Raw genomic sequence first — 24882 nt, 5'->3', positions numbered from 1 at the left:
CTCAGGGCACCAGCCCCTCCGGCAGCGCCGCCACGCCCGGCGCCCGGGCCAGCTCCGCCCTGGCCCGCCGCAGCGTCTCGTCCGTGACCTCGAACGTCGCGCTGGCATGCAGCCCGCGGGCGCGCTTGGCCGGGTCCGGGTGCGGATTGCGGTAGAGCCGCTGGGAGAGGTCGCGCAGCCGCAGCATGAGGGGGATCGTGGTCCGCATCCAGCCGGGGTGCTCCTGGAAGGCGCGCTCCAGGGCGACCAGAAGGGTGGCGTAGCAGAGGTTGAAGTCCCGCGCCGCCTGGTGCACCGCCGCGTCCCCGCGGAAGTCGGCCACCCTCGCCCGCGGGTCGATCGCGTAGGCGGCGCTCCAGTCGACCGGAAGCGTGGGGCCGCTGGGGCTGGACTTCGGGGTGTCGTGCGGTCCGTAGCGGCGCTGCCACAGGATCTCGTTGAAGCGGAAGTAGTGGGCGGGCTGACGGGTCTCGCCGAAGAGTCGGTCGTCGGCGTTCCAGATGGTGTGCGATACGCCTTCGCCCTGGTCGGAGATGCACGTGAGGGCCTTCAGGGCGGTCTCCAGGTCGTCGACCTCGAAGATCTCACCGCCGGAGTTGTAGAAGTCCTCGGGCCCGACCTGGCGCTCCCCCGCGCCGGAGAAGACCTTCGCCTCCCCCAGCTTGTCCACCAAGCCCGTCAGGCCCTGGCGAAGGGTCGCGTAGAACTGGCCGATGGAGGTCCAGCCGGACCCGGTGGAGCCACCGGAGCCCGCGCGGGGCGGTTCGGCGACGTACTCGGGCCGCTCGATGAAGAGGAAGGTGAGCAGCGCCCAGGGCGAGAAGTGCCACAGCGCGACGGGGACGTCGTCCCTGGCGTAGGGCAGCCTGGCCGGATAGTTCCTGATGAAGCTCGAACCGGCCACCTTCGGGGTGCCGCCGACGGCGTTGAGCAGGTTGCCCACCAGCGCCATGTGGAGCATCTCCTCCAACACCACGCCGCGGATCGCGAAGTGTGCCTCCCGGTTGGCGCCCGGCGTCAGGGTGTACATCGCGGTCATGTACGGCGGGATGGTCAGGTGCTCGAGGGTCAGCGCGGCCTGGAGGAAGTGCCGTAGCTCGGTCAAGGTCTCCGGCACCTTGTAGGGCGGCTCCGCCAGTCGGGAGAGCGCGCTCGCGGGGCCCGCCGCGTCCAGGTCGATGTCGGCGAACTCCGAGGGCGCTTCGGGGGTGAAGGGGAGGGTGTCGGTGGGGGCGGGGTCGGCGAGGACGGGGTCGGTGGGGGCGGGGTCGGTGGGGGCGGGGTCGGTGGGGGGCTCGGTCACGGGCCTGCCTCCGCGGCGACCGGCTGCTCACGACCCGCCACACCGGCGGCGGAGAGCCTGACGGGACGGTGCATCGCGCTGAGGTCGCGATGGATGGCCTCGGCGCTGCGCAGCGCCAGTGCGGCCATGGTGATCGAGGGGTTGGAGGTGCCGATGGAGGGCATGCTGCCGCAGCCGACGGCGTACAGGTTGGGGTGGTCCCAGCAGCGCTGCCACTCGTCGACGACCGAGGAGCTCGGGTCGCTTCCCATGACATGGGTCCCGGCACCGTGGCCCGCGCCGTGGAAGCTGAACTCGTGCTGCCGGTAGCGGAAGTAGCCGGGTTGGAACGGCCCGGGCTTGTGCGAGGTGTGGTCCGTCGCGCCCAACATCCCGAAGATCTTCCTTGCCAGTGCGGAGGCCGAGACCATGCTCTCCTTGATGTGGTCGGACAGGTCGTAGGTGAGGACGGGACGCGGATCGCCGAGCCGGTCGCGGATCCCGGGGTCGACGGTGACGCGGTTGGACGGGTCGGCGCTCTGCTCGATCTCGAACTGCAGGGCGATCTGACGGCCGATCCGGTCCCCCAGGGCGGCCCGCAGCTCCCTGCCGAACAGGCCCTTCCCGCCGGGCGCCGGGCCCTCGCGCAACAGCTGGGCGACGTCGCTGCCGGGCGATCCGGTCGCCCAGCTCCAACCCCAGTTGGAGATGACGGCCCGGAAGGGGGCGCGCTCCCCGCGCGCCGCGCCGAAGCGGAAACACTCCAGCGCGGAGGTGGAGCCGGGGCCTCGGAACGGCCCGACCTGCTGGCGCATGAGCGCCCAGGCGAGCAGCACCGGGTGGTCCATGAGGTTGCGACCGACCTGGTCGCTGCTGTTGGCCAGCCCGGAGGCGAGCAGCAGCCGGGCGTTCTCGATGGCATGGGCGGCCAGCACCACCAGGTCCGCCTCGGCGGTGCGGGTCTCGGCGACCGGCGCCGCCGGGTCGTCGTACGCCTGGTACTGCACGCCCAGGATGCGGCCGCCCGTGCCCGACAGCACCCGGCTGACCACCGCCCGGGTGACGAGGGTGACGGTGCGGCCGAACCGCGCCTGGGTCTTGAGCGGGTTGTACTTCGCGTGCACGGGACAGATGGGTGTGCAGCTGGCGTTGCCGACGCAGCGCTCGCCGTAGTTGGGCAGGCCGGGCGACTCGGCCGGGCGGTATCCCCTGCCACCGTCGTAGGAGGGGTTGGGGGTGCTGTTGCGGCCGTGTGGCGTGGTGACGACCTTCAGGGTGAAGTCGGTGCCGCCGGCGACCGGGTCCTCGACGGTCCTGCCGTCCAGCCTGACGGCGAAGCACCTGTCGACGTAGCTCCGCGGGATCTTCTCCATGGGGAAGACGTAGTCCGCGCCCACGGGGATGTCCGCCGCGTTCTGCTCGTCGGCGTCGCCGGCCACGCCGATGGCCCGCTCGGCCGCCTCGTAGTAGGGCCGCAGGGTGTCGTAGCCGATCGGCCAGTCGCGGCCGTATCCGTAGCGGGTCCGGGTGGCGAAGTCCTCGGGCAGCATTCGGGGGGTGAGCCCCAGCCAGTGCATGCCGGCGCCGCCGGAGGCGCGCAGGTAGTCGCTGCCGTACGGCAGCGGCCCGTTCTGGACGAAGTAGCCGGTGGCGCGGTAGCCGCCCTGGGGGAGCCCTTCCAGGTGGAGGACGTCGGGCGAGGGCGCGGCCGCGTTGGGACGGTAGGGCGCGTTGGGCACCTTGGCGACCGCGCCGTAGAAGGTGTCCATCGCGTCGAGGTGGCCCTGCCAGGTGGCGAGGGTGCCGGTGCCGGCCTCCAGGAGCAGCACCCGCCAGCCGTGGTCGCCCAGTTCCTTGGCGACGAGGCTGCCCGCCATGCCGCCACCGACGATGATCACGTCATGGCGGTGCCCGTCCGGGTGGCGTCGGAAGATCATGCCGCGCCTCCGTCCGGTGGCGGTGGCGGGGCCGGGGCCGCTGCCGGGGCCGGGGCCGCTGCCGGGGGCCGGCTCGGGTCGTCGGGCCCAGGGGCTTCCAGACGGGGTGGATCGGCCCAGGTCCCGAAGCCCGGTGGCTTGGCGCCCGGCGGGTGGCCGCCGAAGGTGCGCCAGACCAGGCCCTCGGTGTACGCCTGCGGGGAGACGACGAACTCCACGTTCGCCACCTCGCGCCCGAGGGCGGTGTGGACGCGCCGGGGCAGTCGGGGCCAGGAGCCCAGGTACCACAGGTAGGTGATGGCACGGGCGATCTCGCGGCAGGTCTCGTCCTCGATCCGCGCGGGATCCCGGCCCGCGTCGACGAGAGCGCGGACGAAGCGGTCGAAGTGCGGGCGGCCGACCTGGGCGAGCACGGTGTCCAGGTACGGGCGCGCCATGCCGGTGGCGTGCAGGTCGAAGGGGCGGAATCCGGTGAGGTCGGCGGAGATCCGGACGAAACCCTCGGCGTCGGCGGATGCTTCCGGAGGGACGACGGCTGCGTTGCTCATGCTCCGCAACGATACATAACTCTCCGTGATCGCATGATGAGGGAGCTTCGCCTGTGGATAACCGGGGCGGAGAACAACACGCGGCGCCCGCCCTCGGGTCGGGGATGAGGGCGGGCGCCGCGCTTCCTCTCCGTACGACGCTGTACGGCGGAGTCTGTACGGCCGCTACGGCTGGTGGGCCGCTTCGGTCGGGTGCGGACCGGCGGGACGGTGCCGGTCCGCGGGGTCACACCGTCAGTGCGCGGTCCGTCGGCCGGATCGGGGCCGGCAGCGCGCTGCTTCCGGAGAGGTAGCGGTCCACGCCGCGCGCCGCGGAGCGACCCTCGGCGATGGCCCACACGATCAGCGACTGGCCGCGGCCCGCGTCGCCCGCGACGAACACGCCATCGACGTTGGTGGCGAAGTCGGCGTCCCGCGCGATGTTACCGCGTTCGTCCAGCTCCAGGCCGAACTGCTCGACCAGCCCGTTCTCGCGGTCGGTGCCGGTGAAGCCCATGGCGAGGGTGACCAGCTGGGCGGGGATCTTCCGCTCGCTGCCGGGCTTCCGCTCGAACTTCCCGTCCTTGAACTCGACTTCCACGAGGTGCAGGAACTGCACGTTCCCGTCCTCGTCGCCCTCGAAGTGGGTGGTGGAGACGGCGTAGACGCGCTCGCCGCCCTCCTCGTGGGCGGAGGTGACCTTGTAGGTCATGGGGAAGGTCGGCCAGGGCTGGTGCGCGGGGCGCTCGTCCGTCGGCCGGGGCATGATCTCCAGCTGGGTGACCGAGGCGGCGCCCTGGCGGTGGGCGGTGCCCACGCAGTCCGCGCCGGTGTCGCCGCCGCCGATCACCACCACGTGCTTGCCCTCGGCGCTGATCGGGGCGGTGACGTAGTCGCCCTCCTGCACCTTGTTGGCGAGCGGCAGGTACTCCATCGCCTGGTGGATGCCCTTCAGCTCGCGGCCGGGCACCGGCAGGTCGCGGGCGGTGGTGGCGCCGGCGGCGATGACCACCGCGTCGTACCGGCGGCGCAGCTTGGCCGCGTCGATGTCGCGGCCGACCTCCACGCCGGTGCGGAACTTGGTGCCCTCCGCGCGCATCTGCTCGATGCGCCGGTTGATGTGCCGCTTCTCCATCTTGAACTCGGGGATGCCGTAGCGCAGCAGCCCGCCGATGCGGTCGGCGCGCTCGTAGACGGCGACCGTGTGGCCGGCCCGGGTGAGCTGCTGGGCGGCGGCGAGCCCGGCGGGGCCCGAGCCGATGACGGCGACCGTCTTGCCGCTGAGCCGCTCCGGCGGCTGCGGGGTGACGTCCCCGGACTCCCACGCCTTGTCGATGATGGTGACCTCGACGTTCTTGATGGTCACCGCGGGCTGGTTGATGCCCAGCACACAGGCGGCCTCGCACGGCGCCGGGCACAGCCGCCCGGTGAACTCCGGGAAGTTGTTGGTGGCGTGCAGCCGCTCGCTGGCGGCCTGCCAGTCGTCGCGGTAGGCGTAGTCGTTCCACTCGGGGATGAGGTTTCCGAGCGGACAGCCGTTGTGGCAGAACGGGATGCCGCAGTCCATGCACCGGCCGGCCTGCTTGCTGATGATCGGCAGCAGGGAGCCGGGGACGTAGACCTCGTTGTAGTCCTTGACGCGCTCGCTCACCGGACGGGTCTCGGCGACCTCGCGCCCGGTGGTCAGGAAGCCCTTGGGGTCAGCCATGGGTCGCCGCCTCCATCATCTTCTCGGTGGTCTCCTGCTCGGAGAGACCGGCGAGCTCAGCGGCGTCCTTGGCGGCGAGCACTGCCTTGTACGTGGTCGGGATGATCTTGCTGAAGCGGTCCGCGTTCACGGACCAGTCGGCGAGCAGCTTCTCGGCGACCGTCGAGCCGGTCTCCTCGTGGTGGCGGCGCACGACGTCGTGCAGCCACTGCTTGTCGGAGGCCGACGGGGCCTCGATCGCCTCCAGGTTGCCGGAGTTGACGTTGTCCCGGTCGAGGTCGACGACGTACGCGACGCCGCCGGACATGCCGGCCGCGAAGTTGCGGCCGGTCTCGCCGAGGACGACCGCCGTACCGCCGGTCATGTACTCGCAGCCGTGGTCGCCCACGCCCTCCGAGACGACCAGCGCGCCGGAGTTGCGGACGCAGAACCGCTCGCCGGTGCGGCCGCGCAGGAACATCTCGCCGCCGGTGGCGCCGTAGGCGAGGGTGTTGCCGGCGATGGTGGAGTACTCGGCGAGGTGGTCGGCACCCCGGTCCGGACGGACGATCACGCGGCCGCCGGAGAGGCCCTTGCCGACGTAGTCGTTGGCGTCGCCCTCCAGCCGCAGGGTGACGCCGCGCGGCACGAAGGCGCCGAAGGACTGGCCCGCGGAGCCGGTGAAGGTGATGTCGATGGTGTCGTCCGGCAGCCCGGCGCCGCCGAACCGCCTGGTCACCTCGTGGCCGAGCATGGTGCCGACGGTGCGGTTGATGTTGCGGATGGCGACCTGGGCACGGACCGGCTGGGCGGCATCGGCGCTCTCCGCGTTCAGCGCGTCCGCCGCCAGTTCGATCAGCTCGTTGTCGAGCGCCTTCTCCAGGCCGTGGTCCTGGGTGGTGATCTGGTGGCGGACGGCGCCCTCGGGCAGCTCGGGGACGTGCAGCAGCGGGGCCAGGTCCAGGCCCTGCGCCTTCCAGTGGTCGACGGCGCGGGAGACGTCGAGCAGCTCGGCGTGGCCGACGGCCTCCTGGAGGGTGCGGAAGCCCAGCTCGGCCAGGAGCTCGCGGACCTCCTCGGCGATGAACTCGAAGAAGTTCACCACGAACTCGGCCTTGCCGCTGAACCGCTCGCGCAGCACCGGGTTCTGCGTGGCGATGCCGACCGGGCAGGTGTCCAGGTGGCAGACGCGCATCATCACGCAGCCGGAGACCACCAGCGGGGCGGTGGCGAAGCCGAACTCCTCGGCGCCGAGCAGCGCGGCGATCACCACGTCGCGACCGGTCTTCAGCTGGCCGTCGGTCTGCACGACGATGCGGTCGCGCAGGCCGTTGAGGAGCAGCGTCTGCTGGGTCTCGGCGAGGCCGAGCTCCCACGGACCACCGGCGTGCTTGAGCGAGGTGAGCGGCGAGGCGCCCGTGCCGCCGTCGTGGCCGGAGATGAGCACGACGTCCGCGTGCGCCTTGGAGACGCCCGCGGCCACGGTCCCGACGCCGACCTCGGACACCAGCTTCACATGGATGCGGGCGGCCGGGTTGGCGTTCTTCAGGTCGTGGATCAGCTGGGCGAGATCCTCGATGGAGTAGATGTCGTGGTGCGGCGGCGGGGAGATCAGGCCGACGCCGGGCGTCGAGTGACGGGTCTTCGCCACCCACGGGTAGACCTTGTGGCCGGGCAGCTGGCCGCCCTCGCCGGGCTTGGCGCCCTGCGCCATCTTGATCTGGATGTCATCGGCGTTGACCAGGTATTCGCTGGTCACGCCGAAGCGGCCGGACGCGACCTGCTTGATGGAGGACCGGCGGGCCGGGTCGTACAGCCGCTCCGGGTCCTCGCCGCCCTCGCCGGTGTTGGACTTGCCGCCCAGCTGGTTCATGGCGATGGCGAGGGTCTCGTGCGCCTCCTTGGAGATGGAGCCGTACGACATGGCGCCGGTGGAGAAGCGCTTGACGATCTCGGAGACCGGCTCGACCTCCTCCAGGGGGATCGACGGCCGGTCCGTGGCGAGGCCGAAGAGGCCGCGCAGCGTCATCAGCCGCTCGGACTGCTCGTTCACGCGCTCGGTGTACTTCTTGAAGATGTCGTACCGGCGGGCGCGGGTGGAGTGCTGGAGCCGGAAGACCGTGTCCGGGTCGAACAGGTGCGGCTCGCCCTCGCGGCGCCACTGGTACTCGCCGCCGATCTCCAGCGCCCGGTGGGCGGAGGGGATGCCGGAGGGCGGGTACGCCTTGGCGTGCCGGGCGGCGACCTCGGCGGCGACGACGTCCAGGCCGGCGCCGCCGATCTTGGTGGCGGTGCCGTGGAAGTAGCTGTCGACGAAGCCCTCCTCCAGGCCGATGGCCTCGAAGACCTGCGCGCCGCGGTAGGAGGCCACGGTGGAGATGCCCATCTTGGACATCACCTTCAGCACGCCCTTGCCGAGCGCCTTGATGAGGTTCCTGATGGCCTGCTCGGGCTCCAGGTCGGAGAGGAAGGTGCCCGCGCGCAGCAGGTCCTCCACCGACTCCATCGCCAGGTAGGGGTTGACGGCCGCGGCGCCGTAGCCGATGAGCAGCGCGACGTGGTGCACCTCGCGCACGTCGCCCGCCTCGACGAGCAGCCCCACATGGGTGCGCTGCTTGGTGCGGATCAGGTGGTGGTGGACCGCGGAGGTGAGCAGCAGCGAGGGGATCGGGGCGTGCTCGGCGTCCGAGTGCCGGTCGGAGAGCACGATGAGCCGGGCGCCGTTGTCGATGGCGGCGTCCGCCTCGGCGCAGATCTCGGCCAGTCGCGCGGCCAGCGCGTCGCCGCCCCCGGCGACCCGGTACAGGCCGGAGAGGGTGGCGGCCTTCAGGCCGGCCATGTCGCCGTCGGCGTTGATGTGGATGAGCTTGGCCAGCTCATCGTTGTCGATCACCGGGAAGGGCAGCGTGACGCTGCGGCAGGAGGCCGGCGTCGGGTCGAGCAGATTGCCCTGCGGGCCCAGCGAGGAGATCAGCGAGGTGACCAGCTCCTCGCGGATGGCGTCCAGCGGCGGGTTGGTGACCTGCGCGAACAGCTGGGTGAAGTAGTCGAACAGCAGCCGCGGCCGCTCGGAGAGCGCGGCGATGGGCGAGTCGGTGCCCATGGAGCCGATCGGCTCGGCGCCGGTCCTGGCCATCGGGGCGAGCAGGACGCGCAGCTCCTCCTCGGTGTAGCCGAAGGTCTGCTGACGGCGGGTCACCGAGGCGTGCGTGTGCACGATGTGCTCACGTTCCGGAAGGTCGGCGAGCTCGATCAGCCCGGACTCCAGCCAGTCGCCGTACGGCTTCTCGGCGGCCAGCGCGGACTTGATCTCGTCGTCCTCGATGATGCGGCGCTCGGCGGTGTCGACCAGGAACATCCGGCCGGGCTGGAGCCGCCCCTTGCGGACCACCCGGGCCGGGTCGATCTCCAGCACGCCGACCTCGGAGGAGAGCACCACGAGGCCCTCGTCGGTGACCCAGTAGCGGCCGGGCCGCAGACCGTTGCGGTCCAGGACCGCGCCGACCTGGGTGCCGTCGGTGAAGGTGACGCAGGCCGGGCCGTCCCAGGGCTCCATCATCGTGGAGTGGTACTGGTAGAAGGCGCGCCGGGCCGGGTCCATGGAGGCGTGGTTCTCCCACGCCTCGGGGACCATCATCAGCACGCTGTGCGGCAGCGAGCGGCCGCCGAGGTGGAGCAGCTCCAGGACCTCGTCGAAGGTGGCCGAGTCGGAGGCGTCCGGGGTGCAGATCGGGAAGATCCGCTCCAGGGCCTTCTCCCCGAACACCTCGCTGGCCAGCTGGGATTCCCGCGCGCGCATCCAGTTGCGGTTGCCCTTGACGGTGTTGATCTCACCGTTGTGCGCCACGAAGCGGTACGGGTGGGCCAGCGGCCAGCTCGGGAAGGTGTTGGTGGAGAACCGGGAGTGGACCAGGGCGATGGCGGAGGCGAAGCGCCGGTCGGACAGGTCGGGGAAGAAGGGCTCCAGCTGACCGGTGGTGAGCATGCCCTTGTAGACCAGGGTCCGCGCGGAGAGCGAGGGGAAGTACACGCCCGCCTCCCGCTCGGCGCGCTTGCGCAGCACGAACGCCTTGCGGTCCAGCACCAGTCCGGTGCTCTCGCCGTCCGCCACGAAGAGCTGGGCGAAGGCCGGCATGGTGGCGCGGGCGCCGTTGCCGAGCAGGTCGGGACAGACCGGGACCTCGCGCCACCCCAGGACGGTCAGCGCCTCCTCGGCGGCGAGCGCCTCGATGCGCTCGACGGCCTCGGCGCGCTCCCGCTCGTCCTCGGGCAGGAAGGCGGTTCCCACGGCGTAGCCGCCGGCCTCGGGGAGGTCGAATCCGGCCACCTCGCGGAGGAACGCGTCCGGGACCTGCACCAGGATGCCCGCGCCGTCGCCCGAGTCGGGCTCGGAGCCGGTGGCGCCGCGGTGCTCCAGGTTCCGCAAAACCGTGAGGGCCTGCTCGACCAGCGTGTGGTCCGCCGTGCCGGTCAGCGTGGCCACGAAGCCCACGCCGCAGGCGTCGTGCTCGTTGCGCGGGTCGTAGAGCCCCTGTCGGGCGGGGTAGGACGCAGAGGACGCGGCTCGCATCGGCTCTCCCGTCGTCGTCATGGCAATGAATGCCGAGGGACGACGTTGGCCCTCCGCTAAATTTTCGTGCAGGTTACATGATGGCCCGGTTCTCGGGAAGCGGATACACCATTTCAGTATGCGGACAGCCGCACGAGGGTCGATCGGGAGGCCAGGGAGCGGAACGGCCCCCGCCGACATGGACGAAACGGGCGACATTGCCCGCGCGTCCCGGTGTTATGCCCTCCGGTAAACGGCGTGAAACCGCCGAGTTACGGCGGTGACGCCGAGTGACGGGCGACGACCGGGACGGCTCGGGGGCCGCCGGACGTCCACCACGGCGCGGCGGCCACACGGGCGTCGACGGGGGTACGGCCGACGGCCGGGGCCGCGAGCCGACCGGGCCGGGTGGGCACCGGTCGGCGGAGTCCGCGGAATCTCACGGGGGACGTGCGACGAGCGGGCCGGGGTGCGGCGCGGCTCGCGCGGCGTCGCCGGTCAGCCTACGGCGGTACCGAAGAGTGTGCCCAGGGCGTACGTCACACCCGCCGCCGCCCCACCCAGGGCGAGCTGCCGCAGCCCGCTGTACCACCAGGTGCGGGCCGTCACCCGGGCCACGATCGCGCCGCAGACGAAGAGGCCGAGCAGCGCCAGCAGCACGGCCGGCCACAGCGCGGTGGCGCCGAGCAGGTACGGCAGCACCGGCAGCAGCGCGCCCAGCGCGAAGGAGCCGAACGAGGAGACCGCGGCGACCAGCGGCGAGGGCAGGTCGTCCGGGTCCACCCCGAGCTCCTCGCGGGCGTGGATCTCCAGCGCCTGGTCCGGGTCCCGGGACAGCTGCTCGGCCACCTCATGGGCGAGCTTCGGCTCCACGCCCCGCGACTCGTACAGCGCCGCCAGCTCCCTGAGCTCGTCCTTGGGGTGCCTGCGCAGCTCGCGCCGCTCCACCTCCAGCTCGGCCAGCACCAGCTCGCGCTGCGAGGCGACCGAGGTGTACTCCCCCGCCGCCATCGAGAAGGCGCCGGCCGCCAGGCCCGCGAGACCGGTGATCACGATGGTCTGCGGGGACACCGAGCCGCCCGCGACGCCGGTCATCAGCGCCAGGTTGGAGACGAGTCCGTCCATCGCGCCGAACACCGCCGGGCGCAGCCAGCCGCCGTTCACATCACGGTGCGTGTGGTTGTCACGGTGGGCGATGTGCAGTGGTGCGGTGGTCTCGATGACGGACATGGCTATGGCGCTCCCTTCCCCTGGGGTCCGGCCTGACGCCTGGGTCCCCACCCCTTCGACGGTACGCACGAACAGCCCCGGCCCGCCAGCAAGGAAGGCCGAACTTACCTCGCTGACCTGCGGAAACGTCAACGGCCGCCCCATAGAGTGGGGCGGCCGTCACGGTGTGCCACCGAGGTCGGGACCTCAGGGAAGGCTTACTTCGGCGGGGTGCGCGGGGTCCGCGGGGAGGCGGGAGTGCGCGGCGACGCCGGGGTGCGCGGAGCGGCGGTCCTGGTCGCCTTGGCGGCCGTGGGCGCCTTGGAGGACGTGCTCGCCTTGGCGGACGCGCCGCCCTCGTCGTTCGCCGCCTTGTCGTCGGCGGCGTCGATCGCCTCGGTCGTGGCGTCCGGCTCCACCACGGTCTCCCGGCCGGGGACCCGCTTGGCGGAGATCACCATGTACGCCACCGCGGCCACGAAGACGATGATCGCGGTCCAGTTGTTGAGGCGCATCCCGAGCACATGGTGGGCGTCGTCCACCCGCAGGTACTCCACCCAGAACCGTCCGACGGTGTAGGCGGCGACGTAGAGCGCGAACGCCCGGCCGTGGCCCAGCGTGAAGCGCCGGTCGGCCCAGATCACCAGCAGGCCGACGCCGACGCACCACAGCGACTCGTACAGGAAGGTCGGGTGGTAGGTACCGGCGACATGCCCGGCGGCGGTGTCCGCGTCGATCTTCAGCGCCCACGGAACGTCGGTGGCCTTGCCGTACAGCTCCTGGTTGAACCAGTTGCCCCAGCGGCCGATCGCCTGGGCGAAGGCGATGCCCGGCGCGATGGCGTCCGCGTACGCCGGGAGCGGGATGCCCCGACGCCGACAGCCGATCCAGGCGCCGAGCGCGCCGAGCGCGATGGCGCCCCAGATACCGAGGCCGCCTTCCCAGATCTTGAAGGCGTCGACCCAGTCCTGTCCCTCACCGAAGTACAGCTCGTAGTCGGTGATGACGTGGTAGAGCCGGCCACCGACCAGACCGAAGGGCACCGCCCAGACGGCGATGTCGGCGACGGTGCCGACCTTGCCGCCCCGGGCGACCCATCGCCGGCCGCCGAGCCAGACCGCGAGAAAGACGCCGATGATGATGCAGAACGCGTAGCCGCGCAGCGGGATCGGGCCGAGATAGATCACGCCGGACGACGGGCTGGGAATGTAAGCGAGGTCCATGACAGGGTCGACGCTACCCTGCCCGGCGGCGATCCGGACAACCCACTCGGGGCAACGGCTGAGTAACAAGGGCGGCATGGTCAGTTCTTGGCGGCCTCGTCGACCAGCTGCTTCAGCCGGTCGGGGGTGAGCGGGTTCTGCTGGTCGCCGTAGATGTTCTCGCCGTCCAGCAGCACGGTCGGCGTGGAGCCGAAGCCGGACGCGGCGAACTCACGGCCGGACGCCTTCACCCAGCCGTCGTGGGTGCCCTTGTCGACGCAGTCGCGGAAGGCCGGCGTGTCCAGCCCCTCGACCTTCCCCGCCAGCTCGATCAGGTGCTTCTTGTCGGCGAAGGCGTCATCGGTCTCCTCGGGCTGGTTGGCGTAGAGCACATCGTGGTACGCGGTGAACTTCCCGGCGTCCTGGGCGCACGCGGCCGCGTTGGCCGCGTTCAGCGAGCCGGAGCCGCCCAGGTTGCCGTCGATGATCGTGACGAGGTGGTAGTCCGTCTTGAGCTTCACATCGTCCTGGAGCTGGTGGATGGTGTCGCGGTAGACGTCCTCGAACTGCTTGCAGGCGGGGCAGCGGAAGTCCTCGTAGACGGTGAGGGTGGCGGGTGCGGAGGCCCGGCCGGTCTGGATCACCAGGTCGTCCTCGCCGGTCGCGCCCTTGGGCGCGGTGACCGGGCCGGAGGAGTCGCCCTGGTTGTTCTTGGACACCAGCACACCCACCGCCGTGGCGATGCCCAGGACGGCCACCGCCGTCACGGCGACCACCAGGGTTCGCTGGCGCTTCTCGCGCGCTCTGTCCTTCTCGCGCTGCTGGCGCATCCGGTCGCGGGCGCTGCGCTGTCCATCGGCGTTTCTCTGGTTCACGCCCCCGTACAACGAGGCGGAGGGGCGCCGCTGCGCCCCTCCGCCCGCTATTCCCCCGATCGAGGGACATTCCACACTGTTCCGGCTTTACGGACATCCCCGCTACGGGGGCGCCACCACCGGGGCCCGGCCCGGGTACGCCACGCGGGGCGTACCCGGGCGGCGGACCCTGGACCAGGTCTTACGAACGGCTCCGGACGCCCTCGGCCAGCTCGCCGGCGAGCGATCGCACGGCGGTGAGCCCCTGCTCCAGGTCGGGGGCGTCCAGCAGTCGCTGGACGAAGGCGGAGCCGACGATGACGCCGTCGGCGAAGGCCGCGACCTCGGCCGCCTGGGTGGCGTTGGAGACGCCCAGGCCCACGCAGACGGGCAGCCCGTGACGGGCGGCAGCGGCGGCGCGGGTGCGCCGCACCAGGTCCTCGGCCTGCGCGCCGACCGACTCCCGGGTGCCGGTGACCCCCATCAGCGACGCCGCGTAGACGAAGCCGGAGCCGGCCGCCGTGATCTCCGCCAGCCGCTCGTCCTTGCTGCTGGGCGCGACCACGAAGACCGTGGCGAGCCCGTGCTTCTCGGCGTGCTCGCGCCACAGCGCGGACTCCTGGACCGGCAGGTCGGGCAGGATGCAGCCGGCGCCGCCGGCCTCTGCGAGCTCGGCGGTGAAGCGCTCGACGCCGTAGCGGTCGATCGGGTTCCAGTAGGTCATCACCAGCACCGGCTTGCCGGTGGCGGTGTGCGCCTCGCGCACCGTGCGCATCACGTCGGCGATCTTCACCCCGCCGCGCAGCGCGATGTCGTCGGCGGTCTGGATGACCGGCCCGTCCAGCACCGGGTCGCTGTGCGGCAGCCCGACCTCGACCACGTCGGCGCCGCCCGCGAACGCCGCCTTCACCGCCTCGATGCCGCCGTCCACGGTCGGGAACCCGGCCGGCAGGTAGGCGATGAGCGCGGCCCGGTTCTCGGCCTCGGCCGCCGCCAGGGTGTCGCTCAGCAGCTGGATGTTGCCGCTCACTCGGCGTCCCCCTCGATCTCGGCGACCTCGCCGGCCGCGTCCGCCGCCACCACGGCGTCCGTGTCGTACAGCCCGAAGTAGCGGGCCGCGGTGTCCATGTCCTTGTCGCCGCGCCCCGAGAGGTTGACGACGATCAGTCCGTCCGGGCCGAGCTCCGCGCCCAGCTCCAGCGCGCCGGCGAGCGCGTGCGCCGACTCGATGGCCGGGATGATGCCCTCGGTGCGGGACAGCAGGCGCAGCGCCTGCATCGCGGCGTCGTCGGTGACGGCGCGGTACTCGCCGCGGCCGCTGTCCTTGAGGTACGCGTGCTCGGGGCCGATGCCCGGGTAGTCGAGGCCGGCCGAGATCGAGTACGGCTCGGTGATCTGGCCCTCCTCGTCCTGGAGGACGTAAGAGCGGGAGCCGTGCAGGATGCCCGGCTCGCCCGCGGTCAGCGTGGCGGCGTGCTCACCGGTCTCCAGCCCGTGCCCGGCGGGCTCGCAGCCCACCAGCCGGACCTTCGCGTCCGGGATGAAGGCGTGGAACAGCCCGATGGCGTTGGAGCCGCCGCCCACGCACGCCACCACGGCGTCCGGCAGCCGGCCGGCCCGCTCCAGGATCTGCCGGCGCGCCTCGACGCCGATCACCCGGTGGAAGTCCCGGACCATCGCGGGGAACGGGTGCGGGCCGGCGACGGTCCCGAAGAGGTAGTGGGTGTGGTCGACGTTGGCGACCCAGTCCCGGAACGCCTCGTTGATGGCGTCCTTCAGCGTGCGGCTGCCGGACTTCACGGCGACGACCTCGGCGCCGAGCATCCGCATCCGGGCGACGTTGAGGGCCTGCCGCTGGGTGTCGATCTCGCCCATGTAGATGGTGCAGTCGAGCCCGAACAGCGCGCAGGCGGTGGCGGTGGCCACGCCGTGCTGGCCGGCGCCGGTCTCGGCGATGACCCGGGTCTTGCCCATCCGCTTGGTGAGCAGGGCCTGGCCGAGCACGTTGTTGATCTTGTGCGAGCCGGTGTGGTTGAGGTCCTCGCGCTTGAGGAACACCCGGGCGCCGCCCGCGTGCTCCGCGAACCGCGGCACCTCGGTCAGCGAGCTCGGGCGGCCGGTGTAGTTGACCAGCAGGTCGTCCAGCTCGGCGGCGAACGCGGGATCCGCCTTCGCCTTCTCGTACTCCGCGGCCACCTCGTCCACAGCGGCGACGAGCGCCTCGGGGATGAACTTGCCGCCGAACGCGCCGAAGTACCCCTCGGCGCTGGGCACCAGACCGTCCGGGTCCGGGATGAAGAAGTCAGAGGACATCCGACGTACTCCTCAGGGAGGGCTGTCGCCCTCGAAGTCGTGATGATGAAGGTCTTTCGTACCTGAACCGCGTGCCGTTTCCCGCGCGGGCGCGACGTTCCGTCTCCAGCCCGCACCGGTCGGCGGCCCGCCGGCTCCCCACGCGACGACCTGCCCCCGGCCGGCGGGCCGGGTTCACAGGTGATGGGTGGGTGAGCGGTGGGAGGCCGCCCGCGGCGGGCGCGACGGCGCCGCTACGAGCCGACATGGTCCGCCCGGAGGGGGTTCGGCGGTCGCGACGCCCGCGGAGTGTCGTTCCCCGACCCGCTCCCGCCCGCTGCCCGGATCGCGGCTACGCCGCGTGGCAGGGGCTCCGCCCCTGGACCGCCGGTCGGCGAACCGGTGGCCCGAGCCGACGCGTCGGGGCCGCCATGGGCCCGACCGGGCATGAGCCGCTTCCGGAGCCACCGGATCCGACCGGGTCGACCAGGCGACCGGTGGCCGGCTTGAAGGGCCGGGGTGAACGGGGGGTGGGTGGGAGAGACACCGCGGGCGCGACGGAGCCGCACCCGAAGACGGGGTCAGCCGCGCGGCGTCGGACGCCATCGGCGCCCGTTGATCTGCCCCGGCTCACAGCCGATGTGGTACCGCACGCGGCGCCCACGCACGCGCCGCGCGGGCGCACGGCAGCCCCGGGGGCGGCACCCCCGGGCCAGACGCGCGTACGCCCTCATGACCGGTTCAGCTCCTGCCGTGCCGCAGGGCCGGGTGCGCGCCGGCCGCCACCAGGTCGGCGACGGCGCCCTTCGGGTCCCGCCCGGTGACCAGCGACTCGCCCACCAGGACGGCGTCCGCGCCCTCGTTGGCGTACGCGATCAGGTCGTGCGGGCCACGCACTCCGGACTCGGCGATCTTCACGATGTGGTCCGGGATCTCCGGCGCGACGTGCGCGAAGGTCCCGCGGTCCACCTCGAGGGTCTTCAGGTTGCGGGCGTTGACCCCGATGATGCGCGCGCCCGCGTCCACGGCTCGCGCGACCTCCTCCTCGTCGTGCACCTCGACGAGCGGGGTGAGCCCGATCGACTCGGCCCGCTCGATGAGCGAGACCAGGGCGGGCTGCTCCAGCGCCGCGACGATGAGCAGGGCGAGGTCCGCACCGTAGGCACGGGCCTCCCACAGCTGGTAGGCGGTGACGATGAAGTCCTTGCGCAGCACGGGGATGTCGACCCGGGCGCGCACCGCCTCCAGGTCGGCGAGGGATCCGCCGAAGCGGCGCTGCTCGGTGAGCACGCTGATGACCGCCGCGCCCCCCGCCTCGTAGTCGGCGGCGAGGCCGGCCGGGTCGGCGATCGCGGCGAGCGCGCCCTTGGACGGGCTGGAGCGCTTGACCTCGCAGATCACCTTGACGCCGTCGCCCTTGAGGGCCGCCACGCCGTCCTTGGCCTGCGGTGCCTTGGCGGCCCGCTCCTTGAGCTCGTCGAGCGTGACGCGCGCCTGCCGCTCCGCGAGGTCGGCACGGACTCCGTCGATGATCTCGTCGAGCACACTCACGCGAGCGGCCCCCTTCCGGGACGGGGATGCAGCTTCTGTCGGCCCCGGTGCCGTGGTCGCGCCACGGTCACCAGACAACTTTGATGGTATCCGCCCAGCACCGGAGCTCCCGCATCCGGTGGGCGGCGGTCCCACACCATGGACGGTTGTTCCCATGGCTATGGCGCCAGTACACCTCCGAACGGCAGGTTACGCACCACCGTGAAGGCCATCACCAGCGCGGCCAGCGCCAGAGTCCGCCCTCCGCGCGGAACCGCGGCCGGCCGCGCGGTGCCGGGGTACGCGGAGGGGGCCACACCGGGTGGCACCCCCGCCGCGCGGAGCAGCCAGCGGGCCCACAGGAGCACGCAGACGGCGTACCCGGCGACCGCGAGGGCGTTGGCGCCCAGCGCGCCGGCCAGGTCCCCGTGGGCGACGGCGTACGCGCTGCGCAGGCCGCCGCAGCCGGGGCACAGCAGCCCGGTGGCCCGCCACAGCGGGCACACCGGGTAGTGGCCCGGCTCGTTGGGGTCGACGGCGCCGACGACGGCGAAGGCCGCGCCGATCCCGGCGAGGGCGCCCAGCGGGGCGGCCAGGCGACGGACCCGGGAGCGACGCACACAGCGGCGGTCGGGCGCTGACGGCCCCTGGAGGCCGGCGGCTGTGTCGTCTGTCACCTTCCCCAGTCTCCCCGTGAACAGGCGAAGGCGCAGCTCAGGCCCTGTGGACGGATGCTCCGTCGGAGGGGCCCGAGCCGCGCCTCGTCGTCCCGCGGGTCAGCCCGGGTGCGCGCGTCGGTGCCGCGCGCCGGTTCAGCCCTGCTGCGGCTGCGGCTCCGCCTTCACCTTCGCCGCCGAGGTGCGGCGCGGGGTGGCGCCCAGCCCCGCGGCGCGCATGGCCGCGCCCACGACGCCACCGAGCACGACGACCACCATTCCGGCCACGAAGCCGATCGGGTTGGCCAGCACGGTGAACGCGGCGGACATGCAGAAGCCGATGAAGGCGATGGTGACGCCGGTCCACGCGGCCGGGGTGTGCCCGTGGTCCTGAGCGTGGTTGCTACCCGACATGAGTACTCCTCGTTGCTGTGCTGGCGCCAGGGTCTGGGCGCGGGGCGAACGCTCCCCGCCCATTGTCCCCGACGCGAGAGACTGCTGTGCCCGGGGGTCGGTGTGATGTCGTCGCCGTGCCGGCGACGGGGTCACACCGGGCGAGGTGCCGTGGCTGGGCGGGATGGGACGGGTCGTGCGGCCGCGCGAGCGGTCAGGACCGCGCGGGGCCGCCCTCGCGGCCCGTCGGGTCCTCGCCGCGGTCCAGGGCCTTCCAGAGCTCCTCGGGGCGGTCCGGGTCCGGGGCGGGGCGGGAGCGGTGCGGACGGGGTCGGGCGGCGCCGCCCGACCGCTCGTAGCGGCCGGACATCGCGGGCCACCGGCGGCCGTAGCCGAGGGCCAGGGCGCCGGCGATCAGCAGCAGGACGCCACCGGCCAGCGCCACCCACGGCCAGGCGGTGTGCGCCACGTCCTGGATGGAGCTGTCCGTCAGCCCGGTGGCCTTGGACGCCTTCTCCTCCAGCGCGGCGGTGTCCGAGGCGCCCATCACGGCGCTGACGGCGATGCCCGCGCCGCACAGGGCGAGGAGCCCGGCGACGAACACGCGGCCCGTGCGGCGCACCGCGAAGACCGCGACCATGGCGGCGAGGCCGACGACCGCGAGCGCGCCCGGCAGCCCGGTGATGTCGTCGCCGTCCGCGTGTTGCGGTAGGGCTCCCTGGGCGACGGCGGCGGTGCCCTCCGCCCAGGTGCGGCTGGTGGCCAGCAGGACGAGTGCGGCGCCGAGGGCGCCGCACAGCAGGGCGATGGCGAGGCTCCGCCTGCCGCCGCGCTGGGCCTTGACGGCGGGTCCGCGCTCCGCGCGGGGCTGGGGTACGGCTGCTGCACTCACGCGTACCACTATCCCCTACGGTCGGACCGGCCCCGTCGCGCGGGGTCCCTTGAGCGGCACGCCCGCGACATCGGCACGCCCGCGACATCGGCGCGCCGCGCCACCGCGCGAGGCGTCGCGACGGCGGGCCGACGGCCGGGCTAGCGCCCCAGGCGGCCCGCCGTGTGGACGGCCCGGAGTACCGCCGCCGCCTTGTTGCGGCACTCGTCGTCCTCGGCCGAGGGGTCGGAGTCGGCGACGATGCCCGCGCCCGCCTGGACGTAGGCGGTGCCGTCGCGCAGCAGGGCGGTGCGGATGGCGATGGCGGTGTCGGAGTCGCCGGCGAAGTCGAGGTAGCCGACGCAGCCGCCGTACAGGCCGCGCCGGGAGGGCTCCAGCTCCTCGATGATCTGCATGGCGCGCGGCTTGGGGGCACCGGAGAGGGTGCCCGCGGGGAAGCACGCGGTGAGCACGTCGAAGGCGGTGCGGCCCGGGGCGATCCGTCCGGTGACGGTGGAGACGATGTGCATCACGTGGCTGTAGCGCTCGATCGACATGAAGTCGACCACCTCGACGCTGCCGGGCTGGCAGACCCGGCCGAGGTCGTTGCGGCCCAGGTCGACGAGCATCAGGTGCTCGGCCCGCTCCTTGGGGTCGGCCAGCAACTCCTCGGCGAGCGCGTGGTCCTCCCGCGGCGTGGCGCCGCGCGGGCGGGTGCCGGCGATCGGGTGCAGCAGGGCACGCCCGTCCTCGACCTTGACCAGCGCCTCGGGGCTGGAGCCGACCACGTCGAAGGCCTCGCCGTCCCCGCTGGGGAACCGGAAGAGGTACATGTACGGGCTGGGGTTGGTGGCCCGCAGCACCCGGTAGACGTCCAGGGCGCTCGCCGTGCAGGGCGTCTCGAAGCGCTGCGAGGGGACGACCTGGAACGCCTCGCCCGCGCGGATGCGCTCCTTGATGTCCTCGACGGCCTCCTTGAAGTCCTCTCCGCCCCACAGCGCGGTGTAGGAGGGGAGTTCGGAGGGGGGCAGCGCGGTGGGCTCGGTGGCGACCGGACGCGCCAGGTCGGCGGTCATCGCGTCCAGCCGCGCCACCGCGTCCGCGTACGCCTCGTCGACGCCGGTGTCCAGGTCGTTGTGGTTGATGGCGTTGGCGATCAGCAGGACGGTGCCGTCCCAGTGGTCGAGGACGGCCAGGTCCGAGGTGAGCAGCATGGTCAGCTCGGGGAGGCGCAGGTCGTCCCGGCCGTGCTCGTCGATCCTCTCCAGCCGGCGCACGATGTCGTAGCCCAGATAGCCGACCATGCCGCCGGTGAAGGGCGGCAGCCCGCCCGCGAGGTCACGCGGGGTGTGCAGGGTCTCCACGGTCGCGCGGAGCGCCTCCAGCGGGTCCCCGTCGGTGGGCACGCCGACCGGCGGGGTGCCCAGCCAGTGGGTCCGCCCGTCGCGCTCGGTGAGGGCGGCGGCGCTGCGCACCCCGATGAAGGAGTAGCGAGCCCAACTGAAGTCCGCGCGGCCGTTCTCGGCGGACTCCAGGAGGAAGGTGCCCGGGCGCTCGGCGGCGAGCTTGCGGTAGAGGCCGACCGGCGTGTCGCCGTCGGCGAGCAGCCGTCGGCTGACCGGGATCACGCGGCGGTCGGCCGCCAGCTTCCGGAAGGTCTCAAGGTCCATGGTGGCTGCCCCCGTGGTCGTCGCCTTCATGGCAGCGGAGCCTACTGCCCCAGCGGCAGTCGGTCGGAATCGAAACAGGTGCGGTCGCCGGTGTGGCAGGCCGCGCCGACCTGGTCGACCTTGACCAGGAGGGTGTCGGCGTCGCAGTCGAGCGCCACCGACTTCACGTACTGCACATGGCCCGAGGTGTCGCCCTTGACCCAGTACTCCCCGCGGCTGCGGCTCCAGTACGTGCAGCGGCCGGTGGTGAGGGTGCGGTGCAGCGCCTCGTCGTCCATCCAGCCGAGCATCAGCACCTCACCGGTGTCGTACTGCTGGGCGATGGCGGGAACGAGCCCGTCGGCGTTGCGCTTGAGGCGGGCGGCGAGGGCCGCGTCCAGGGCCGAGGGGCGGTCGGCGCGGCGGTCTGCGGGGCGGTCGGTGCCGGTCATGCGCCCATTCTGCCTCGCACCGCGGCGCCGATGGAGCGTCAGCCCGATGGCTGGACTGTCGGCGGCATGCGGCATGCTTCGGCCATGACCTTTCCGCCTCCGCCGAACCAGCCCGACCCCTCCGCGAACGGCGGTGGGTTCGGGCCGCCGCAGCAGGGCTTCGGGCCCCCCGTCTCCCCGGGCACCCCCCAGGCCGCCCCGCAGGGCGGCTTCGGCGCGTTCGGCCCCAGCGGCTCGGGCCCGGGTGGACCGACCCCGGGCGGGCCGGGTCCCTACGGGCCGGTGCCGCCCGGTCCGGGTGGCCCGGGATCCTTCGGTCCCCCGCCTCCCCCGGCCCGTCGCGGGCGGAAGCTCGCCCTCGTGGGCGGCGCGGCGGCGGCCGTGGCGCTGATAGCCGGCGGCGTGGTGGTGGCCATGACCGGGGACGACGACGACGGCGACAAGAAGGCGGCCCAGGGCACGCCCGGCGCGACGACCGGCTCCGCCGCGCCCACCCCCTCCGCCGGCCCCTCGTCCTCGTCCGCGGCCCCCTCCCCGTCCGGCGCGGAGGACCCCGGCAAGGGCGCCCCGGTGGGCGGCGGCGCGGACACGCCGGGCGGCTCCCCCTCCCCCTCGTCCTCCGCCTCGCCGAGCGACCTGGTGCCGTATGTGGTCCTCAAGCCGGGCCAGTGCTTCGACCACCCGGGGCTCTCCAGCGACGTGACCAAGGTCGAGATCCGGTCGTGCGACAGCCCGCACGACGGCGAGGTGATCGCCAACGAGACGCTGACCGGCGCCTTCGCCACCGACAAGGAGATCCAGGACAAGGCGCTCGCGCTGTGCCGGGTGGACGCCGAGAAGCGGATGAAGAGCATTCCGCGGAACAGCTCGACGTACTACTACTACGCGCTGTACCCGGCGCGGGCGACCTACACCTTCCAGGGCTCGAACCAGGTCTCCTGCTCCCTCACCCTCAGCGGCAAGGTGGACGGCCCGAAGCTGTCCAAGCCGCTCCCCGGGTAGCCGCGGCGCCGTGGCAGGGCGGGGAGGGCGGCCGTACGCTGACCGTATGTCGACGCACGCGAAGCGCGAACGTCTGCTCCTCGCCGACCTCTTGGAGAGCGTGGGGCCCGAGGCCCAGACGCTCTGCGAGGGCTGGACCGCGCGCGACCTCGCGGCCCATGTGGTGGTGCGGGAGCGCCGCGCGGACGCCACCCCGGGCATGCTGTTCAAGGCGCTGAAGGCCCGCACGGAGCAGGTGCGCGAGGAGTTCGCGGAGAAGCCGTACGAGGAGCTGCTCCAGCTCATCCGCACCGGCCCGTCGCGGCTGTCCCCGTTCGCCCTCAAGCCGGTCGACGAGGCGGCGAACACCATCGAGTTCTATGTGCACGGGGAGGACGTCCGCCGTGCCCAGGCCGGCTGGGAGACCCGCGCGATCGACCCGGTCTTCGCCGACGCCCTGTGGGCGCGGGTGGAGCGCATCGCCCGGCTGTTCGGCCGCCGCTCCCCCGTCGGCCTGGTGCTGCGCCGCCCCGACGGCCGCACCGTGGTGGCCCACCGCGGCCTCCCGGTGGTCACGGTCAGCGGCGAGCCCGGCGAGCTGGCGCTGTTCCTGTACGGCCGGCAGAACGCGGCCCATGTCGAGGTGGACGGCGACAAGGAGGCGGTGTCCCGGCTGTACGAGGCCGAGCTGGGGCTCTGAGCGGGGCCCTGCCGGCGCGTGGCACGGCCCGGCTTCCGGGGGGCTCCGTGTCCGGAAGCCTTGGGAGCGCGGGACGCGCGGCGCCGGCCGGCGGCTCCCGGGCGGGCCCTTCTTCGCCGGAGGCCGCCCGCCCGCGGCCGCGGTCAGCGGACCGGGTGGCCCGCCGCCCGCAGGGACTCCTTGACCTGGGAGATGCGCAGGTCGCCGAAGTGGAAGACGGAGGCGGCGAGCACCGCGTCCGCGCCGGCGGCGACCGCCGGGGCGAAGTGGCCGAGCTCGCCGGCGCCGCCGCTGGCGATGACCGGGACGGTGACGTGCTTGCGCACGGCCTCGATCATCGCGATGTCGTAGCCGTCCTTGGTGCCGTCGGCGTCCATGGAGTTCAGCAGGATCTCGCCGGCGCCCAGCTCGGCCGCGCGGTGTGCCCATTCGACGGCGTCCAGGCCGGTGCCGCGGCGGCCGCCGTGGGTGGTCACCTCGTAGCCGGACGGGGTGGCGGGAGCCCCGTCGGGCCCGGCGGCGCAGCGCCGGGCGTCGACCGAGAGCACCAGCACCTGACGGCCGAAGCGCTCGGCGATCTCGCGCAGCAGCTCCGGGCGCTCGATGGCGGCGGTGTTGACGCCGACCTTGTCCGCTCCGGCGCGCAGCAGCTTGTCCACGTCATCGGCGGTGCGCACGCCGCCGCCGACGGTCAGCGGGATGAAGACCTGCTCGGCGGTGCGGCGCACCACGTCGTAGGTGGTCTCGCGGTTGCCGGAGGAGGCGGTGATGTCGAGGAAGGTCAGCTCGTCGGCGCCCTCCTCGCCGTAGATCCTGGCCATCTCCACGGGGTCTCCGGCGTCGCGCAGGTTCTGGAAGTTGACCCCCTTGACGACCCGGCCGTTGTCCACGTCCAGGCAGGGGATGACTCGGACCGCCAGGGTCATGAGGTTCAGGCTCGCTTTCTCCGCCGCGGCGGAACTTCCCCGCGTCAGCGGATCTTCTCCACGTCGCGGAACGCTTCTACTTCGACCTCCACCAGCACGCGCGAGTCGGCGAAGCGCGAGACCACGACCAGGGTCGCGGCCGGGCGCACCTCGCCGAAGAGCTCCTTGTGGGCGCGGCTGACCGCGTCCACGTCGCGCAGGTGGGTGAGGTACATGCGGGTACGGATGACGGAGTCGGCGCCGAGGCCGAACTCCTTGAGCGCGTCCAGGGCGTTGGTGAACGCCGCCACCGCCTGTTCGTACGGGTCCCCCTCGCCGTGCAGCACGCTGCCGGTGAAGGGCATCGTGCCGGCGACGAGGACCCGGTCGCCCGCCGCCACGGCGCGCGCGGATCCGATCGCCTCCTCCCAGGGGCTGTCGCTCTGCACACGCCGCACGGCATCGGTCATCGGGACACGGCCTCCAACGCCTCCTCCAAGGTGAACGCCTTGGCGTAGAGGGCCTTGCCGACGATGGCGCCTTCCACGCCCTCCGGTACCAGCGTGGCAAGAGCACGCAGATCGTCAAGGGACGAAACGCCGCCGGAGGCGACAACCGGCTTGTCGGTCGCGGCGCACACGTCGCGCAGCAGCTCCAGGTTGGGGCCCTGGAGGGTGCCGTCCTTGTTGATGTCGGTGACCACGTAGCGGGCGCAGCCCTCGGAGTCCAGCCGGGCCAGGGTCTCGTAGAGGTCGCCGCCGTCGCGGGTCCAGCCGCGGCCGCGCAGCGTGGTGCCGCGGACGTCCAGACCCACCGCGATCCTGTCGCCGTGGCGGGCGATGACGTCGGCGACCCACTCCGGGGTCTCCAGGGCCGCGGTGCCGAGGTTGACCCGGGTGCAGCCGGTGGCCAGGGCGGCCTCCAGCGTGTCGTCGTCGCGGATGCCGCCGGACAGCTCGACCTTGATGTCCATGGCGCCGGCGACCTCGGCGATCAGCTTCCGGTTGTCGCCGGTGCCGAAGGCGGCGTCGAGGTCGACCAGGTGCAGCCACTCGGCGCCGGCGCGCTGCCAGGCCAGGGCGGCCTCCAGCGGGGAGCCGTAGGAGGTCTCGGTGCCGGACTCGCCGTGCACCAGGCGGACGGCCTGGCCGTCGCGGACGTCGACGGCGGGGAGCAGTTCGAGCGTGGGCAGCGAGGAGGTCTCGG

Annotated in this window: 21 protein-coding genes; 2 read left to right on the top strand and 19 right to left on the bottom strand. The window is 72.9% G+C overall.

The annotated features are described in order from the left end of the window. Position 1: 1 nt before the first annotated feature. The 16 genes from LRS74_RS25795 to hisI form a co-directional block, all read right to left on the bottom strand. Positions 2-1303 (bottom strand): ferritin-like protein, encoded by a 1302-nt coding sequence (locus LRS74_RS25795; RefSeq protein ID WP_277743236.1) that lies wholly within the window; start codon positions 1301-1303, stop codon positions 2-4. Continuing rightward, a complete protein-coding gene (locus LRS74_RS25790; protein ID WP_277743235.1) occupies positions 1300-3219 on the bottom strand; it encodes a GMC family oxidoreductase in 1920 nt (639 codons plus the stop codon). Before LRS74_RS25790 ends, LRS74_RS25795 begins: the two co-directional genes overlap by 4 nt. Continuing rightward, on the bottom strand, positions 3216-3767 hold the full coding sequence (locus LRS74_RS25785; RefSeq protein ID WP_277743234.1) for a hypothetical protein: 552 nt from the start codon (positions 3765-3767) through the stop codon (positions 3216-3218). Before LRS74_RS25785 ends, LRS74_RS25790 begins: the two co-directional genes overlap by 4 nt. A 226-nt stretch (positions 3768-3993) precedes the next feature. Continuing rightward, positions 3994-5454 (bottom strand): glutamate synthase subunit beta, encoded by a 1461-nt coding sequence (locus LRS74_RS25780; RefSeq protein WP_277743233.1) that lies wholly within the window; start codon positions 5452-5454, stop codon positions 3994-3996. Beyond that, positions 5447-10003: a glutamate synthase large subunit gene (gene gltB / locus LRS74_RS25775; RefSeq protein ID WP_277744937.1), complete on the bottom strand. Its 4557-nt coding sequence runs from the start codon at positions 10001-10003 to the stop codon at positions 5447-5449. The genes LRS74_RS25780 and gltB overlap by 8 nt, the downstream gene beginning before the upstream one ends. 477 nt (positions 10004-10480) lie before the next feature. Continuing rightward, positions 10481-11212: a VIT1/CCC1 transporter family protein gene (locus LRS74_RS25770; RefSeq protein ID WP_277743232.1), complete on the bottom strand. Its 732-nt coding sequence runs from the start codon at positions 11210-11212 to the stop codon at positions 10481-10483. A 197-nt stretch (positions 11213-11409) separates the two neighbouring features. After that, on the bottom strand, positions 11410-12414 hold the full coding sequence (gene lgt, locus LRS74_RS25765; protein ID WP_277743231.1) for a prolipoprotein diacylglyceryl transferase: 1005 nt from the start codon (positions 12412-12414) through the stop codon (positions 11410-11412). Positions 12415-12494: 80 nt separating this feature from the next. Further along, positions 12495-13268 carry a thioredoxin domain-containing protein gene (locus LRS74_RS25760; RefSeq protein ID WP_277743230.1) on the bottom strand — a complete coding sequence of 258 codons (774 nt, stop codon included), beginning with the start codon at positions 13266-13268 and terminating at the stop codon, positions 12495-12497. Between the two features lie 181 nt (positions 13269-13449). Continuing rightward, positions 13450-14277, bottom strand: coding sequence for a tryptophan synthase subunit alpha (gene trpA, locus LRS74_RS25755; protein WP_277743229.1), 828 nt, complete (start codon positions 14275-14277; stop codon positions 13450-13452). After that, positions 14274-15560 (bottom strand): tryptophan synthase subunit beta, encoded by a 1287-nt coding sequence (gene trpB, locus LRS74_RS25750; RefSeq protein WP_277743228.1) that lies wholly within the window; start codon positions 15558-15560, stop codon positions 14274-14276. The genes trpA and trpB overlap by 4 nt, the downstream gene beginning before the upstream one ends. A gap of 720 nt (positions 15561-16280) precedes the next feature. Next, on the bottom strand, positions 16281-17090 hold the full coding sequence (gene trpC / locus LRS74_RS25745; RefSeq protein WP_277743227.1) for an indole-3-glycerol phosphate synthase TrpC: 810 nt from the start codon (positions 17088-17090) through the stop codon (positions 16281-16283). Positions 17091-17248: 158 nt separating this feature from the next. Further along, positions 17249-17689, bottom strand: coding sequence for a DUF2752 domain-containing protein (locus tag LRS74_RS25740; RefSeq protein WP_277744936.1), 441 nt, complete (start codon positions 17687-17689; stop codon positions 17249-17251). A 192-nt stretch (positions 17690-17881) separates the two neighbouring features. After that, positions 17882-18139, bottom strand: coding sequence for an HGxxPAAW family protein (locus LRS74_RS25735; protein ID WP_144384672.1), 258 nt, complete (start codon positions 18137-18139; stop codon positions 17882-17884). 193 nt (positions 18140-18332) lie between these two features. Continuing rightward, the gene (locus LRS74_RS25730; protein WP_277743226.1) at positions 18333-19010 is read right to left on the bottom strand and encodes a TIGR02234 family membrane protein; all 678 of its coding nucleotides are present in this window, start codon (positions 19008-19010) and stop codon (positions 18333-18335) included. A 140-nt stretch (positions 19011-19150) separates the two neighbouring features. Beyond that, complete coding sequence (locus LRS74_RS25725; protein ID WP_277743225.1) at positions 19151-20689, bottom strand: anthranilate synthase component I; 1539 nt, start codon at positions 20687-20689, stop codon at positions 19151-19153. 11 nt (positions 20690-20700) lie between these two features. Then, positions 20701-21090, bottom strand: coding sequence for a phosphoribosyl-AMP cyclohydrolase (hisI, locus tag LRS74_RS25720; RefSeq protein WP_144384675.1), 390 nt, complete (start codon positions 21088-21090; stop codon positions 20701-20703). Between the two features lie 84 nt (positions 21091-21174). Here hisI and LRS74_RS25715 point away from each other — a divergent pair, with 84 nt between their 5' ends. Then, positions 21175-22092, top strand: a complete 918-nt coding sequence (locus tag LRS74_RS25715; RefSeq protein ID WP_277743224.1) for a hypothetical protein — start codon at positions 21175-21177, stop codon at positions 22090-22092. 46 nt (positions 22093-22138) lie between these two features. Beyond that, positions 22139-22771, top strand: coding sequence for a TIGR03085 family metal-binding protein (locus LRS74_RS25710; RefSeq protein ID WP_277743223.1), 633 nt, complete (start codon positions 22139-22141; stop codon positions 22769-22771). Between the two features lie 143 nt (positions 22772-22914). On the opposite strand, the gene hisF is transcribed toward LRS74_RS25710, so the two are convergent. From hisF to priA, 3 genes are read right to left on the bottom strand one after another with little or no spacing between them, the layout of a single operon-like run. After that, entirely contained in the window at positions 22915-23697 is a 783-nt protein-coding gene (hisF, locus tag LRS74_RS25705; protein ID WP_277743222.1) for an imidazole glycerol phosphate synthase subunit HisF, read from the bottom strand. A gap of 44 nt (positions 23698-23741) precedes the next feature. Next, positions 23742-24146: a RidA family protein gene (locus LRS74_RS25700; RefSeq protein ID WP_277743221.1), complete on the bottom strand. Its 405-nt coding sequence runs from the start codon at positions 24144-24146 to the stop codon at positions 23742-23744. After that, positions 24143-24868: a bifunctional 1-(5-phosphoribosyl)-5-((5-phosphoribosylamino)methylideneamino)imidazole-4-carboxamide isomerase/phosphoribosylanthranilate isomerase PriA gene (priA, locus tag LRS74_RS25695; protein ID WP_277744935.1), complete on the bottom strand. Its 726-nt coding sequence runs from the start codon at positions 24866-24868 to the stop codon at positions 24143-24145. Before priA ends, LRS74_RS25700 begins: the two co-directional genes overlap by 4 nt. Positions 24869-24882: the final 14 nt, after the last annotated feature.

This window comes from Streptomyces sp. LX-29 (assembly GCF_029541745.1).
Classification (GTDB): Bacteria; Actinomycetota; Actinomycetes; order Streptomycetales; family Streptomycetaceae; genus Streptomyces.
The sequence above is the reverse complement of the archived record's forward strand: the minus strand, read 5'-3'. Positions and strand labels throughout refer to the sequence as shown.

What these genes read in the sequence shown, in the direction of transcription:
- hisI (WP_144384675.1), bottom strand. Translation starts at nt 21,090, where the DNA reads ATGACCGGCACCGACCGCCCCGCAGACCGCCGCGCCGACCGCCCCTCG.
- trpB (WP_277743228.1), bottom strand. Translation starts at nt 15,560, where the DNA reads ATGTCCTCTGACTTCTTCATCCCGGACCCGGACGGTCTGGTGCCCAGC.
- LRS74_RS25770 (WP_277743232.1), bottom strand. Translation starts at nt 11,212, where the DNA reads ATGTCCGTCATCGAGACCACCGCACCACTGCACATCGCCCACCGTGAC.
- lgt (WP_277743231.1), bottom strand. Translation starts at nt 12,414, where the DNA reads ATGGACCTCGCTTACATTCCCAGCCCGTCGTCCGGCGTGATCTATCTC.
- LRS74_RS25735 (WP_144384672.1), bottom strand. Translation starts at nt 18,139, where the DNA reads ATGTCGGGTAGCAACCACGCTCAGGACCACGGGCACACCCCGGCCGCG.
- LRS74_RS25790 (WP_277743235.1), bottom strand. Translation starts at nt 3,219, where the DNA reads ATGATCTTCCGACGCCACCCGGACGGGCACCGCCATGACGTGATCATC.
- LRS74_RS25710 (WP_277743223.1), top strand. Translation starts at nt 22,139, where the DNA reads ATGTCGACGCACGCGAAGCGCGAACGTCTGCTCCTCGCCGACCTCTTG.
- LRS74_RS25700 (WP_277743221.1), bottom strand. Translation starts at nt 24,146, where the DNA reads ATGACCGATGCCGTGCGGCGTGTGCAGAGCGACAGCCCCTGGGAGGAG.
- LRS74_RS25785 (WP_277743234.1), bottom strand. Translation starts at nt 3,767, where the DNA reads ATGAGCAACGCAGCCGTCGTCCCTCCGGAAGCATCCGCCGACGCCGAG.
- LRS74_RS25780 (WP_277743233.1), bottom strand. Translation starts at nt 5,454, where the DNA reads ATGGCTGACCCCAAGGGCTTCCTGACCACCGGGCGCGAGGTCGCCGAG.
- LRS74_RS25725 (WP_277743225.1), bottom strand. Translation starts at nt 20,689, where the DNA reads ATGAAGGCGACGACCACGGGGGCAGCCACCATGGACCTTGAGACCTTC.
- gltB (WP_277744937.1), bottom strand. Translation starts at nt 10,003, where the DNA reads ATGCGAGCCGCGTCCTCTGCGTCCTACCCCGCCCGACAGGGGCTCTAC.
- hisF (WP_277743222.1), bottom strand. Translation starts at nt 23,697, where the DNA reads ATGACCCTGGCGGTCCGAGTCATCCCCTGCCTGGACGTGGACAACGGC.
- LRS74_RS25715 (WP_277743224.1), top strand. Translation starts at nt 21,175, where the DNA reads ATGACCTTTCCGCCTCCGCCGAACCAGCCCGACCCCTCCGCGAACGGC.